The sequence below is a fragment of the Acaryochloris sp. IP29b_bin.148 genome (assembly GCF_028285565.1).
Lineage (GTDB): Bacteria > Cyanobacteriota > Cyanobacteriia > Thermosynechococcales > Thermosynechococcaceae > Acaryochloris.
This window is the reverse complement of sequence record NZ_JANQOY010000116.1, coordinates 1-16,062: the sequence shown is the minus strand read 5'-3', so window position 1 is coordinate 16,062 and position 16,062 is coordinate 1. Positions and strand designations below refer to the sequence as shown.

The 16,062-nt window shown below is 44.7% G+C and carries 5 protein-coding genes; 2 read left to right on the top strand and 3 right to left on the bottom strand.

Features of this window, described 5'->3' with window-relative positions; all coding sequences use genetic code 11:
- Nucleotides 1-1,768 precede the first annotated feature (1,768 nt).
- On the top strand, nucleotides 1,769-9,145 hold the full coding sequence (locus Q0986_RS11135; protein ID WP_299409950.1) for a non-ribosomal peptide synthetase: 7,377 nt from the start codon (nucleotides 1,769-1,771) through the stop codon (nucleotides 9,143-9,145).
- Nucleotides 9,146-9,227: 82 nt separating this feature from the next.
- Here Q0986_RS11135 and Q0986_RS11130 read toward each other — a convergent pair whose 3' ends face one another.
- Both Q0986_RS11130 and Q0986_RS11125 read right to left on the bottom strand, forming a co-directional pair.
- Nucleotides 9,228-10,556, bottom strand: coding sequence for a hypothetical protein (locus Q0986_RS11130; RefSeq protein WP_299409947.1), 1,329 nt, complete (start codon nucleotides 10,554-10,556; stop codon nucleotides 9,228-9,230).
- A gap of 119 nt (nucleotides 10,557-10,675) precedes the next feature.
- Complete coding sequence (locus Q0986_RS11125) at nucleotides 10,676-11,500, bottom strand: class I SAM-dependent methyltransferase (RefSeq protein ID WP_299409944.1); 825 nt, start codon at nucleotides 11,498-11,500, stop codon at nucleotides 10,676-10,678.
- Nucleotides 11,501-11,952: 452 nt separating this feature from the next.
- On the opposite strand from Q0986_RS11125, the gene Q0986_RS11120 reads away from it, so the two are divergent.
- Nucleotides 11,953-13,269 carry a diguanylate cyclase gene (locus Q0986_RS11120; RefSeq protein WP_299409940.1) on the top strand — a complete coding sequence of 439 codons (1,317 nt, stop codon included), beginning with the start codon at nucleotides 11,953-11,955 and terminating at the stop codon, nucleotides 13,267-13,269.
- On the opposite strand, the gene pheT is transcribed toward Q0986_RS11120, so the two are convergent.
- Complete coding sequence (gene pheT, locus Q0986_RS11115; RefSeq protein ID WP_299409937.1) at nucleotides 13,266-15,707, bottom strand: phenylalanine--tRNA ligase subunit beta; 2,442 nt, start codon at nucleotides 15,705-15,707, stop codon at nucleotides 13,266-13,268. The two genes, Q0986_RS11120 and pheT, sit on opposite strands and share 4 nt — an antisense overlap.
- Between the last annotated feature and the right edge of the window lie 355 nt (nucleotides 15,708-16,062).

Genomic DNA, 16,062 nt, shown 5'->3' with positions numbered 1-16,062 from the left:
TGATTGAGTATCCCTGATTGCCATACCCAAGATCTCAAAATGTCTGTATGTCGCTCAAAGGTGGGCTAGATCTGTAACCCTGAAATGAACAGTGCCCTTTTCACTTTGTCGGCAGAGCATCTATAAGCTTGAGATAACGTTAGTCAATAGTCTGATGATTAGAAGCATCCAAAACGCAAGTTCGTCATTCCAAAAATCATCTGTTCAAAGTAAAAAGATCAATAAGCTGAACACTGCATTCATCCATATAAGAGCTTCAGAAAGCAGTTTAAATCAAACTCACCCCACAAGAAGCTCTCAATATCATGGATTTTAGGAGAATGAAACTATTTTTCGTCTGAGAACGATAATTCTTAAGATTCTTATTCTCTGAACCTCTCATCTCATTATTTAAAGAAATGCAATAAGAATCAATCACGGGAATTTTAGTCTTAGTTTCATAGGTACAAACCCTTTCTATACAATATTCCTGGGAATTATAGATAAAGCATAAATCCTGGAAGGTATATATGGTATCTTCCAGGACAGTGATCAGTATCACCTCATACCACCAAGGAAAAATATTATTATGTAACCAATAAAAAACAAGTCGTAAAACTATTCAGGATCAGTCAACCTAACTCTGTACCTAAATAGTTTTAATCTTATATAGATTTACAACTTACTTAGATAAAACAAAATCTAACCTTACATTGACTAATTTTATTCTAACAATAAATGACCTTTACCTCCCATAAGAGACCTCCTAATTCATCGTTCATATTCATTCTCATACTGAGCTAGGAGGTATATCTCGAAATGTTTAAGCTAATGATAAAATAAATTCTTCATATGACTAAACAATTCACATCCATCTCATTAAAATACAGAAAATTACCAATAAAAAAATAGAGGAATATGACACAAATTTATTGATTTTGTCACCCTAATTTAATGCAAGCTAGCATAAGCACTCTTTACTCTTCTAGCTCTTTAAAGCAAGCTATATACAAGGAAAAATCATAAATACCTACTTTTTTAATTGCTAAATATTTTCAAAGTTTTGGGTCACTCCTATCTATTATAATCTTATATATAATAGCTATAACATTTACAGGGAAAGACTCTTAAGGGTCAACAGATATTATTGCGCCAACTATTCTTCGCATCTAATATTTAATTAAATCGTTATAAAAATCAATAGAATACCTCAGAATTGAACAAGTTTCTATTTATATCAAAACTTGGTTAAATCTATAAAGACAGATTTGCATACTCATTAGGATTAGATTTTTTACTAAATGTTTTAGAATTTAATAAATAACTTTTGAATTAGACCATATCTAATTCTTTAATAATTCTAATTCAATTAATCCTGGGCATACTTTCTTTTTTATCCAAAAGGCAAGAATTATAGAATTTCTATAATTCTTGCCTGATCTATACGCAAATAAAGATATTGTCAATAGCTGACTTATCTATAATTATTGGCCATTGAATAATATAGCTATATTTACATCTAAAAATACAGCTTAGCTTCAATGCCTTCTTTTTTTTGCCAATACAATATAAAATACAGTAGATATTCTTATAATGCATAGCCCATTTGACAGATAGCACAAATAACCTGAATGTCTCGCGAATCAAAATACTTAGACAAGATCCTTCATCGTGAGCACATTAAAAATATTAGTCTTTAATAACTTCCAAAGACTAATTCTTATTTAGTAGATCTTCTGCAATATCCTCATTTAGCACATCTTTCATAACATCATTTTCATACAAGACAATGCCGAACCTTTTTAATCCAGTGCAACAAAGTATCTTTCATGGCATCGACAAAAGTCTGTTAGGTAGCCACACTCAGCAGTTAGTATGCCACTTACATGAAAGACTTGACTTAGTACTTTTACAAAAAAGTTGGCAAGAAGTTATTGAGCGACATCCAGTTTTTAGAACTAGTTCCGTTGCAGATAATTCTGGTCACTTGAATCAAATTGTTTCCGAACAAATATGCAAAATATGCATACCAATCCAGCAGCATAGATGGAGTAGTGTCTCTACAGCTGAGCAAGAAGAAAAGTTAGCAGAATTTCTATTAACCGATAGAAATTCTGCTAACTTTGATATTTCTCAAGCCCCTCTCATGCGTCTTGCCTTTATAGAGCGAGATGCAGATAACTTGACGATAGTGTGGACTTTTCATGATGCTTTATTAGATCGGCAATCCACTGTCATTCTCCTCAAAGAAGTATTCTCGTTGTATGAGTCATATTTGCACAACCAACGATTAGACCTTCCCCCACTTCCTCTTGACGAAGACAACCTAAGTTGGCTAGCAGCAGAGCCCTGCTCACATGTAGAAACTTTCTGGAGAGAGTACTTAAAAGACTTTTCTGCTCCTATTCAACTTCCTAAAATTTCGAACTCTGAGCGGGTAAAGAGTGAGATTACCCCCTGTGAAGACAACTCTAAGTTGATTTCTGAGCATAAAAGTTCAAAAAACACCCAATTATCTCCGAGCCTTTCAGCGAGTCTAGAGACCCTAGCTAGGGCGCATAAATTAACACTAGCTACTCTTATAGAGGGTGCCTGGGCAATCCTTTTATCCCGCTACACTGGCGAAACGGATGTCGTCTTCGGAGTTGTGAGAGATTTTAGGCCTCCTAGAGCTGAGGCCATGGGAAATTGGGTTGGACTTTTTACAAATGTTCTCCCTATTCGCACTAACATCCTTGATACCACTGAGCTGCTACCTTGGTTGAAAGATTTGCAATCTCAAGCAACGGCTCAAGCTGCTTATAAACATACTTCCTTGGCCCAAATTCAATCTTGGAGTGAAATGCCTAGGGAAACGTCATTGTTTGAAAGCACAGTGACATTTGACTCAGTTGAACTATGTGAATCACTTCGAGTTCAGGGCGGACAATGGGAGCAACGACAATTCGAACTGCTTGAATCAGACCACTCCCCCATCACACTCCATGCGACTGGGGGAGCTACTATTTCTCTGAATATTCGATTTGATTGTAATCAGTTTACTGATGAAACCGTTCAACGAATGTTAGGGCATCTAGAAGTATTACTGCATGGTTTTGTCAGTCAACCTAATCAGTTGATTGCAACCTTACCTTTGTTGACCAAGAGTGAACAACAGCAACTTCTTGTCCAATGGAATGAAACAAACTGTGAGTATCCTCAAAATAAATGTATTCATCAATTATTTGAAGAGCAGGTAGAGCGAACCCCCAATCAAGTAGCAGTTGTATTTGAACAGCAACAACTGACTTATCAAGAACTCAATCGTCGAGCCAATCAACTCGCACACCACCTAAGAAATTTAGGAGTGACAACTGACGTATTAACAGGTATTTGCGTTGAGCGTTCCCTAGACATGATTGTGGGACTACTCGGTGTTCTCAAGGCTGGTGGAGCCTATGTGCCATTGGATCCAGCTTTCCCCCAAGAACGACTGGCATATATGTTGTCGGACTCGCAAATGCCCGTTCTTGTCACGCAGCAAGATTTAGTCTCTCTACTCCCTGATCATCAAGCCAAGGTTGTTTGCTTAGACTCTGATTGGGAAGCGATCGCACAAGAAAATACGGACAATCCATCTTATGAGATGACTGTCCAACAGTTAGCGTATGTAATTTATACTTCTGGATCCACAGGCAAGCCAAAAGGCGTACAGCTTTCTCATGGATCTGTCACTAACTTCTTAACAACAATGGCCATTAAGCCAGGATTGACAGATAGAGATATCTTGCTGGCCATAACCACTATTTCCTTTGATATTGCCGTATTAGAGCTTTACCTCCCTCTCATACTAGGAGCTAAGGTCATCTTGGCCAGCCACGAAGTAGCCGTTGATGGCATCCAACTCCTGAAGTTACTAAAAGATTCCCAAGCTACAGTAATGCAAGCCACTCCAGCAACTTGGCAACTCCTACTAGCAGCAGGATGGCAGGATCAAGTACAACTTAAGGTGCTTTGTGGCGGTGAGGCTTTATCTCCAGAATTAGCTAGCAAGCTGCTCAGCAAGGCCTCGTCTGTCTGGAATATGTATGGCCCCACCGAGGCGACCGTTTGGGCCACAACTTATGAAGTCAGTGCTCAACAATTTCTAGATAGTTCTCAACAGTCTGCGATATCAATCGGAAAACCGATTGGTAATGTTCAGACTTATATTCTTGACAAGTATCTCCAACCCGTTCCAGTGGGTGTCAGAGGTGAACTATACATTGGAGGGGTTTGTCTTGCTCGAGGTTATTTGAATCGTCCAGATTTAAACAGTGAGAGATTTATCTCCAATCCCTTTGACCAAAACCCAGAAGCACGTCTTTACAAAACAGGAGATTTGGCTTGTTATTTACCAGATGGCAACATTAAATACATCGGCCGCATTGATAACCAAGTCAAAATACGAGGTTTTCGAATTGAATTGGGAGAAATCGAAGCTGTACTCTCTCAACATGCCAGTATTCGTGAAACGGTGGTTATTGTCAGAGAAGATACACCTGGAGACAAACGGCTGGTTGCATATTCTGTATCTCAACAAGAAAATCTTCTCGGTAGTGAACTGCGTACCTTCTTGAAAAATCGGCTCCCCATGTATATGGTTCCAAGTGCCTTTGTGTTCTTAGATGCCATGCCGCTAACGCCTAATGGGAAAGTAAACCGCCGGGCTCTACCTAAACCAGATATCTCAAGTATTCAATTAGGAACAGACTTTGTTCCACCTAGTAACCCTACAGAAGAAGTCATAGCTAACATCTGGTCCGATATTTTAGGGACAGAAAAAATTGGTATTCATGATAATTTTTTCGAGTTAGGGGGACATTCTCTACTCGCCACTCGAATCATTTCTCGATTAAATCAATCCTTCTCTACAGACTTATCTCTACAACACATCTTTGAATCACCCACCATCGAAAGTATTGCTGCTGTTCTAGCAACAGTAGGTCAGAAAACTCAAAAATACCAAGCCATATCTCCCAGGGAACATCGCAACACAGCGCCCTTATCCTTTTCTCAAGAGAATCTGTATTTCTTCGACCAGTTAGAACCGAATAGTTCTGTTTACAACATGCCTGAAGCATGTCACTTGCAAGGAGAACTTAACGTCAATGCTCTGCAAAAGAGTCTAGATGCCATCGTTGACCATCACGAAATTCTGCGCACCAATTATATTTCTGAAAACGGCACTCCCATACAAGTTGTCAACCCATCCCAATTCGCTGCACTGCCAATCATTGATCTCCAAAAGTATGCGAAAGAGAATCAAGACAATCACATACAAAAACTATTGGAGCAAGAAAGTCAGCGTCCCTTTGATCTAGCGACTGATCCGATGCTACGGGTTTGTTTACTGAAACTAGCACCGCAGGAGCATATCTTGTTGGTAGTGATGCACCATATTGCCTCCGACGGTTGGTCGATGGGTGTTTTCTGGCGGCAACTAACCCAACTGTATACAGCCTTCTCAAAAGGGCAGCAAAATCCTTTGACACCATCACCCATCCAATATGGAGACTACGCCTCTTGGCAGAAAAAATGGTTGTCAGAAAAAGCTCTTGCTCAGCATCTTAACTATTGGAAACAGAAGCTGGCAGATGCAAAACCAGTGCTAGAACTGCCTACTGATCGTCCCCGTCCGGCAGTTCTAACCTATTGCGGTGATAGTCAAGCCATCACTATATCCAAATCACTGACCCAATCTCTCAAACAGCTTTGTCGTCTAGAGGGAGTCACGCTATATATTGCCTTATTGGCAGCTTTCAAAATCCTACTCTACCGGTATAGTGGCCAGGCAGATATTATCGTTGGCTCGCCCATTGCGGGGCGTAATCGTGCTGAGGTTGAAGAATTAATTGGTGTTTTCATTAACTCCTTGGTACTACGCACTGATCTGTCTGGCAGTCCAAGCTTCAAGACGCTATTGGAGCAAGTCCGCTCAACTACGGTAGACGCATATACCCATCAAGATTTGCCTTTCGAAAAGCTCGTTGAAGAGTTAAACCCAGAACGTTCTTTGAGTTATCACAGTATATTTCAGGTCATGTTTGCACTTCAAGATACTACTGAAATATTGCAGTTCCCAGGTTTAGATTGGACACCCTTAGAACTCAAAGATAAAACAGCGTTACCTGAACTAACCCTATCTCTAGAAGAAAAGGAAGGGGGCATGTTCGGTTTCTGGAACTACAATACCGATCTGTTCGATGCTTCTACCATTAGTCGAATGTCTGAGAATTTTCAGACACTTTTAGACAGCATTGTCGCTGATCCACATCAAAATATTGCAACATTGCCACTCATATCATCGGCAGAGAAAACACGTCTGTTTAAGTGGAGTCAATACAGTGTAGAGGAACGAAAACAGAACGTTTGCTACCACCAGCTGTTTGAGCATCAAGTTCATCAAACCCCTCATGCGACAGCCGTTATTCATCAAGATCAGCAGCTAACTTATAAAGAGCTGGATAGTAAAGCAAATCAGTTAGCCCATCATCTACGGACTTTTGGCATTGGCCCGGATCAAATAGTGGGCATCTGCTTAGAACGATCCTTAGAAATGGCTATCGGCTTCTTGGGAATTTTCAAAGCTGGCGGTGCTTATCTGCCCTTAGATCCCCAATATCCCAGTGAACGATTGGCCTTCATGCTGGAAGATTCGCAAGCTCCTATTATTCTCACGCAAAAACATCTTGTCGCCACCTTACCTGCTCATCAAGCACACGTGATCTGCCTGGATGAAGATTGGTCAGACATTGCAAAACACAGTGAGTCACAACCTGCGAACCAAACGACCCAGGATAGTCTGGCATACATTATCTATACGTCTGGTTCTACCGGCAAACCTAAAGGTGTCATGATTCCCCATCGGGGCTTGGTAAACCATAACCTAGCGATGGCTAAACAATTTGAGCTGGGAGTAGAGGACCGCGTATTACAATTTGCATCCATCAGTTTTGATATTGCAGTTGAAGAACTGTTTCCGACTTGGTTGAGCGGCGCAACAGTGGTTTTACGTCCAGACAATATCATTTCTTCCATAAAAGCGTTTCTGGATTTTGTTGCCCACAAGCAAATCACTATCCTGAACTTCCCCACTGCCTATTGGCATGAATTAGTCAATGGGATGCAACAACTCAAGTGTGATTTACCTCCAGCAGTCAGGCTAGTCGTTGTTGGTGGGGAAAAGGCTTCAAACTCGGTATATGCCATCTGGCAGGAGTTAGTAGGTGAACGCTGTCGTTGGTTAAATACCTACGGACCCACTGAAACTTCTGTAACCGCTACAGCTTATGAACCTGGTATTGACCTAGAGAACGATAGTCATACAACGGAGATTCCGATTGGTCGTCCCATAGATAACGTTCAGATTTATGTGTTGGATCAGCAATTACAATCTGTTCCGATTGGTGTACCAGGAGAATTACATATTGGGGGAGCAGGCGTTGCCCGTGGATATCTCAATCGTCCAGAATTATCAGACGAGAGATTTATCTCCCATCCTTTTAGTCAAGACCCCAACGCAAAGCTCTATAAAACAGGGGACCTCGTTTACTATCGGCCCGATGGAAATATGATGTTCCTCGGTCGAGGGGATGATCAAGTCAAGATTCGTGGATTTCGGATTGAACTTGGGGAAATTGAATCGGCTTTGGAACAACATCCCAATGTCAAAGAAGCCGTAATCTTGGCCCGGGAAGATCAGCCTGGAGACAAACGCTTGGTCGCTTATATTGTTGTGGAGCAAGGGCAATTGAGAACGGCCGAGATTCGACGCTATTTGAAGGAGCAATTACCGGTTTATATGGTGCCATCTGCATTTGTTATGCTTGAGGTTTTTCCACTGACACCTAATGGAAAAGTAAACCGCCGTGCTCTACCTGCTCCAGATTTATCCCACATTGAGGAGGATGACTCTTTTGTTGCGCCTCGAAATGAAATTGAACAAAAACTTGCTGATATCTGGGTTGAAGTACTTCAACTAGAAAAAGTTAGCATTCATGGTAACTTCTTCGACTTGGGAGGAAGTTCTCTACTAGCTGTTCGCTTATTTCAACGCATTGAGAAAATTTTCAAAGCCAGTCTTCCATTATCTGCCCTTCTACAAGCACCTACCATTGAACAGTTTGCAACCATACTTTCTCAGACAAAGGAGTCTATATCTTGGTCTTCCTTAGTACCTATTAATGCTAAAGGTACTAAGCCTCCTCTATTTTGTATTCATGGTGGCGGTTTTAATGTTCTCATCTACCATGATTTGGCTAAACACCTCGGGCCAGGCTATCCCGTTTACGGTTTACAAGCCCAAGGATTAGATGGATCTACGGTTACTCTCAGTAGCTACGAGGAAATGGCCGAAGACTATATCCACCATTTGCAAACTGTTCAACCACAAGGACCTTATTTTTTGTCAGGGGTTTCATCTGGAGGAAAAATTGCTTTGGAAATGGCTCAACAACTTCGTAATCAGGGACATGAGGTTGCGCTTGTGGCGATGTTTGATACCTCTGGCCCAGATATTGAAGATAAATTACTTCCTCCAATTCCTAGATTTTTCTCTGTAGTTCAGTACATCCTTAACTACACTCTTCCCCGTTTTATCAAAAAGCGCATGCAGGTTGGGCCTAAAGCACTCGTACATGATTCCATTATGGAGATTCGGAAAATCTTGAGCACAAAAGGTTCAACCCAGGTAACTGATGAGGCTGCAAGTTTGCCCTTTGAAGAAGATATTAGTAATGACATCAAAAATCTCCCTCAGGATATGAATAAGCTGGAAAGCTGGGTACATCGATTCCATTTGTGGGTGCTAAGGCGTTCACAGTTAGCCTATGCTGCTCCGGAAGTTGAAGTATTGGGACAGGGGGGGACCTTTTCTGATGTGGCTGAAAAACTCAAAGCTTCCCATTACAAAGCCTGGATGGCATACGAATGCAAGCCTTATGCTGGTAGTATCACCATATTTAAAGCCCAAGAACAGCTCCCAGGTTTCTACACGGATTCTAAGATGGGCTGGGGTAGCATTGCCCAAGGTGAAGTAGAAATTTATTCAGTGCCAGGCTACCATGCCGATCTGGTGAAATCGCCTGTACTTGCTGAAGGTGTGCGAGATTGTATTGATAAAGCCATGACAAAATATTCAATTTAAACTCGTTCTCAACAGATTGAGGCTCCCTGGGAATTAGCGTCGTGCTCCCCTAAATGTAGTGGGTCAGTTTAACGCCGGAAAGCTACTGAAGCTGGATCCCATCCTCTTCAATCGCACTATAGACATCCGGCGATACTAATCCCAACCAGGGATCAGAACTCGGTGTTAGGAATAGCTCGGCGTACACCTTCTCATTCAACTGCGACAGGGTGTCTGTTTGGTTTCTCTCCATAAACCACTGATGAAGACGCGAATGCAGCAGATACTCATTGCGAACTGTATCGATGGCCATGGCCCGCTCAAAGTTTTGTATCGTTTTTGCTAACTGCTCGGGAGAACGGTAGGCGCTATGCTTACTTCGCATTAACGACTGACTGTTTTGATCTAACCGAGCCAAATCGGCATGGAATGCTGCCAACTTTCCCCAGGTTTGGGGCTGAGTCACTTCCTGAAGTTGAGTGCGATTTTGGTTCACTAAGGTGGAGAGGCTCATGGCAGAAGAGACTAAGGGGATCTCGACCATGGCCTTACCCACAGCTATCGGTGCAGCATCCACTGCCGTAGGTGCATCGCTGGCAGGTAGGGCTCGGAGGGCGGGAATATCATCAATACCTGCGGTTTGTAAATCTTGTACCCAAGCCCCTTGAATGGCCTCCAGGCGCTGTTGATGATAGGTCTGCAATGCTTGTTGGCGATCTTGGCCTTTGAGGTCAGCTGTTTGCTGCCATAATTTTTCGGCTCGCTGCAACTGTTGGAGAAAGGCTTGGGGACCATATAAACCAGGTAAGGCTTCTAAAGGTTGCCCCTCAGCATCCAAAACGTAGTGAATACTATTGCCGGTCACAGTGCGTTTGAGTTGACGCCCATCGCCAAAATCGATAGTCATCACAGGGGCAGGTCGCACCGACTCCCAGTGCAACACAAACCGATCGCGTAAATATTTCGATACCTGGGCATTTGGATATAGGGCCACTCGAAAGAAGCGACTATTGGCACAGCTCAGTTCTTCATCTAAATTGCCCAATAGTCGCAAGGACAAGATCGGTTTATGACTGGCTTTCGCGGCAGCTTGAGCTTTAGCAAAATCTGTATGCCAGTAAAGCTGAGAGGCATGACAATCCCGTTGCTTGCATAGCGCATCCAGTTGTTTTCTCAGCGATAGAGCAGGCAAGACTGCCTGAAATTGCAACGCTTGAGCGTGGTCTTTCAAGAAGCGTTTGAGTCCAGCGGGACCTTGCGATCGCAAATTAGCAACCTGTTCAGTAGAACGAGCCAGTATAGGATCACCTACAGGTGGTGCCTGGGGTAATCCAGAGCTGGGATCCTGAGGAATAGCAGACTGGGCAGAGACCGATGACATCCCTAACGCCATTCCCAGACCTATCAATCCCCACTGAACTAGTACACGCATACCCTACAATCTCCATTGCCTCATTCCCTCTTCCATCTTGGCATGTCCATTCCCTAATGCCATCGGTGGGATTACTTGTGAGGGAGTTACTAAGGGTGGAGACGGGCCAATGCGATCGCTTAGCTTGCCAGAGCAGGAGCCGCCTCAAAAAACATTAAATGCTGCTGGGGTAAGAGGTTTTTCGTTTCCTTCCACATTAATCCCACACTCTGCATCTCTTTCCGGACCTGCTTCTGAGTCATTTTATGCAACGGTTTAATCATCACCAAAGGGTTCTCTGCCCGATACTCTGCCAAGACAACCCTGCCCCCAGGCTTCAACGCCTTGACAATCGAAGTCATCATTTCTCGGGGGAACGTAAACTCATGGTAAGCATCGACCATCAAGACTAAATCCACGCTCTGAGATGGTAGATTCACACTCGTCTCAGAGCCCAGAATAATATCTAAATTCTTGGCTTGCCGCTCCTCTTTGAAGTAACTCAGGATTTCTGCCATTTCTGGTTGGATATCAACCGCAAAGACTTTACCCTCCGGCAGTAGGGGAGTCATGCGAAAACTAATATACCCCGTCCCGGCACCCACATCAGCCACCACATCCGTGGGCTTTAGATCCAAGGCTTCGACCAAGCGTCGAGGCTGTTCACTGCTGGCACGCCCCGACCGTTCTAACCAGCCTGCGCCTTGATGCCCCATCACCTGAGCAATCTCTCGCCCCATATACACCTTGCCAATTCCATCTAGGCTATACCCGTTTTTTTCTTGATAAATCGCAGGCTCGGTATAAGCAACGCCTGAGGTGGGTAACGCCTCAGCACTGTTACACAGAACAGATCCCAATAGAACACTTCCCAATAGCCACAGCCCTACTAACATCACTGACAGTTGGGATACCCGATAGGTTAACGGATATGGTTTCGATAAGATGCTGGGTTTTGCTACCATGTGCGCTCCAAGTGATCCACTGCTGATACAGCCTCTAGCCTAGCGTGGCAAGCCCTTAACTGGCTCTGACACAAGCATCTTGTCTAGATGCTCTGTAGGTACCGCACAAAATTGCTCGTTACTCAAACAAAAAAAATCAGAATAATTCAAAATGATTGGCCCCCAATTGAGATCTTCCCATTTCTCTAGAGACGCGTCATCTGGGCAAATCAATCTCTATAATTGATGAGTATTAAGAGGTGATATTTGATTTTGGTAATCCATAAGCTGATATATATCAGGTCTGGGAAAAACTCTACTCTGTCAGACAGGTAAGGTTTCTACCCTTAAGATAGATATCTAGCGCTGTTGAATGTTGTTTGCTCCCTCTAAAGTGAGGACGACTCGTCATATTACTCCGTTGAAGATTTTCTCTGCTCTCTACAGGCTGACATTTTAGGAGCTTGTCTAATTTGCAGCGATTTCGAAAGCTAACACTTTGGTTATATCAGCGAATTGCCCTTATCCTAGTCATGCTGTTGTGCATTGGCACAGGTGTCGCTTTATCAGGGACCTTTGAATTATCTGCAGATCTAGTGGATGCCCAAGCCCTGCAACATGCTCGAGTGTCTGTCCATACCGTGAAGGAAGCGTGGTTTCTCTATAGCAAGGCGGTGGTGGGTCGGTTAGAGAATCTCGATACGGTTACAGCGAGCCCTGAGTATCATCAGGTTTCGGGAGGGATTCCTGTCCCAGCCACCTATACGATTGAACTCGGTGAACAGGTGAGTAAGGCTGGTGACGGTCTATCTTTCCGCTTATTTAGTGATTATCCATTTCCCAATCGCCAAACATCGGGAGGACCGAAAGACTTATTCGAGCAAGAAGCCTTAGACTATCTGAAACTAAACCCCACCAGTTTTTTCTATCAAAAAGAGAACAATAAGGATCGCCTCTTATTTCGCTATGCTGAGGCGATTCAAATGGAGCCCAGCTGCGTTAATTGCCACAACACCTGGCCAGGGAGTCCCAAAACAGATTGGCAGGTGGGTGATGTCCGCGGGATCATAGAAATCACCCAACCCATTGATGCCTTTGTGGCCCAAGCTCAAGATGGGTTAAGAAGTATTTGGATGACGTTGATTGTGATCGGCTGTCTGGCGCTAACCAGTCTCATTTTAGTGATTAGTTATTTGCAAAACGCAAATCAGATTTTGCACACTAAAGTGGCAGAGAAAACATCCGCTCTCAATCGACTGGCGCATCTCGATAGTCTCACTGAATTGGCTAACCGACGCTGCTTTGATCAAGTTTTGGAGCAGGAGTGGCGGCGGATGGAACGCCAGCAAAACCCCTTAGCGCTAATCATGTGTGATGTCGATTATTTCAAACGCTACAACGATGCCTATGGTCATCAAGCAGGAGATGATTGCCTCCAAAGGATTGCCCACGCGATCAATACCAATGTCAGACGAACAGGAGATTTAGCTACTCGGTATGGCGGTGAGGAATTTGCGGTGATTATGCCCAATACCAATCACTTCCAAGCGGGCAAGGTCGCAGAGCATATTCAACGGGCCATGCTGGCACTCCAGATTGAACACCATCACTCGGACATATCCGATCAAGTCACCCTAAGCATCGGGATTGCGAGTACCGTTCCCCAACCCACCTCTCACCCTACTGACTTGGTTAAAGCTGCAGATACGGCACTGTATGAAGCGAAGCTGAAAGGTCGTAACCAGATTATGATGAAACTCCCAGACCCCACGGGAAGTCAGCCCACCTAGCTTCTTAAGCTAACATTCAATGTTTTTTCTAGGGCGTCACGCACCTTCTGATGAATGGGGTTGACCTCTTCGTCCGTAAGGGTGCGATCGCACGCCTGATACAGCAACCGAAACGCCAAACTCCGCTGCCCCTCTGGTACATGCTCTCCCTGGTATTCATCAAACAGCTCAATGGCCGTCAGCAGAGACTGCTTGCGACCGCCCGCCGCCTTGCGAATGACTTTTTCAATCTCGGCAACGGTGACATCCTTAGGTATAAAGAATGCCAAATCGCGATCGGCAGCGGGATAGGTGGAGTACGTAGAAAACAGCGTCGCCTTTGTTTGCAGTCGGGTGAGCTGCTCTAGCAGTAAATCTAGATTCAGCTCAAAGACATAGACTGTCGGCAAGTCTCGCTCCTGCTGTACCTGAGGATGGATCTGGCCGAAATAGCCAAGCTTTGCGCCTTGAGAGACCAGGGCTGCCGTTCTCCCCGGATGGAGCCGCTGATCAGGACAATCAGATTGAAAGGTCACGGACAATCCCAACTGGCTTAGTACTCGCTCCAATAATCCCTTGGCTTCAAACCAGGTCATGGCATAGTCTTGATTGGCGGTGCGCATCCATTTGCCTTGGGCGGGGTCGCCCCCCAGAATGCCTGCAATGGCCCGAGCCTCTTTTAGTTTTTCGTCCTCTTTCCAGAAGACTTGACCGACCTCAAAGCCATTGAGCGCGCCATTGCCCTGCTCCCAATTCCGCTGACAGGCATTGAGTAGGCTAGTCAGCATTTCGGTGCGCAGAGCGGAGAACTCTACCAGTAAAGGATTTACTACGACCACTTGGTCATCCCCGCCAGGTTTGACCCAGGAATAGTGGATCAACTCAGTTAGTCCCACTGCCCGGAAGGCTTCTCTGAGTTTACGGGCTAAAGCATCCTGACTGGATAGGGTGCCTAGCTCGGTCTTCGCAGGCAAGGTTTCGCAGAAATTGTCATAGCCATACAGTCGAGCAATTTCCTCCACCAAGTCGATTTCTCGCTCAATATCGCTATGACGGTGAGGGGGCACCTTGACGGTCCAAGTCTCCGGTCGATCGGTGGGGGTTGTGTCGAAACTGAGAGATTTTAAAATCGGCAGAATATCTTTGGCAGTTAAGTCTGTGGGCTCACCCTTCTTACCTTTGACTTTACCCAAGACATGATTCACTCGATCCAAACGCAGTTCAATCGACCGTTCCAAAGACTTACGATGGTCGGCTCGCTGCTGAGCAACCACCTTGGCTCCTGTCAAATCCACCAACAACTGCAAGGCATGCAGGCATGCAGTTTCTAGCTGAGATTCATTGACTCCACGCTCGTAGCGGGCCGAAGCTTCACTGCGGAGGCTTTGACTACGAGCCGAGCGCCGAATAGTCAGAGAGTTGAATAGAGCAGCTTCCAGGACTAAGCGAGTACTGGTGTCTTTAACTTCAGTCTCTTCACCTCCCATTACGCCCCCTAAGGCCACCGGCTGATCATTAGCGGTAATCACCAGGGTTTGTTCCTTTAACTTGCGCTTTTGGCTATCTAGGGTCGTAAGGGTTTCACCTGCTTTGGCTAAGCGTACACCTAAAGTCAGGGGCTTTTTCTTCCCTAAAGCCTTCAGAGAATCTGCGTCAAAGGCATGAAGGGGCTGTCCCCACTCCAGCAGAATGTAGTTGGTAATATCCACCACATTATTAATGGGGCGAGTACCAGCGGCGATCAGTCTTTGCTGCAGCCAGTCTGGAGAAGGGGCAATGGTGACGTCTTCTAGTACCGTGGCGATATAGGCAGGGCAGGCTTCGGCATCCGCTAACTCCACTTTGATGTCTTTGCCGGAGGGAATATCCAATTTGGGGGTAGCAGGGAGTTTTAGCTTGGCCCCCGTCAGTGCCGTGACTTCACGGGCGACCCCAACCATACTCAGAGCATCGGCGCGGTTAGCGGTAGAGGTCAGATCTAAGATGACATCATCTAGCCCTAAGAGGGGACGGACATCATTCCCAACAGCAATGCTATCTGCTTCAAAGCTATGGATGCCGTCAATCTCGCTTTCTAAGCCCAGCTCGGTCAGAGAACAAATCATCCCGGCAGAGGGCACACCTCGGAGTTTAGCTTTTTTGATTTTTAAGTCCGGTGTGGGTAAGTAGGTGCCTAAGGTTGCGACAGGTACAAACAGTCCGGCTTTGACGTTGGGGGCACCACAGACAATTTGGGACGGCTCTGCTTCACCAATATCAACGGCACAAACGCGCAGTTTATCGGCATTGGGATGGGACTCACAGGTCAGCACTTTCCCCACCACAACACCATCCGCCCAAGTGCGTAAATCTTCGATGTCTTCGACTTCAAACCCGGCCAGAGTCAGCTGTTCTGCCAGTTCTTCAGGTGACAGATCGATATCGACTAGGTTCTTAAGCCAATTGAGAGAGATACGCATAAATTTGGTGCTATTTGAATATGGACGAGGCAGTTCAGATCAAGACTCAGTCTAGTGTACGGACTGAAATGATCAACTACGGGGCAAAAAAATAAGCTGATTGAAATCTACATCGCAGGGATTCCATCAGCATGACGCTTTGTCACGATCTCTATTGTGCGGTAATCGAATCACAGAGCGCAAACATTCTTGTTTTTCAATAACTTGTTGTTTGCCATAACCGTCAAATGACGGCTATGGGGCCTATCTCACTCCAGAGAGTTATAAGTATTTCTGGTGTATGAGGCCGTAGATAAAAAAAGGCGTATCCTTCTGGACAAGCAAACGTACAGAGAGAATACACCATGACTCAAGA

Coding starts and splice junctions, on each gene's coding strand:
- pheT (WP_299409937.1), bottom strand. CDS start 15,707: ATGCGTATCTCTCTCAATTGGCTTAAGAACCTAGTCGATATCGATCTG.
- Q0986_RS11130 (WP_299409947.1), bottom strand. CDS start 10,556: ATGCGTGTACTAGTTCAGTGGGGATTGATAGGTCTGGGAATGGCGTTA.
- Q0986_RS11135 (WP_299409950.1), top strand. CDS start 1,769: ATGCCGAACCTTTTTAATCCAGTGCAACAAAGTATCTTTCATGGCATC.
- Q0986_RS11125 (WP_299409944.1), bottom strand. CDS start 11,500: ATGGTAGCAAAACCCAGCATCTTATCGAAACCATATCCGTTAACCTAT.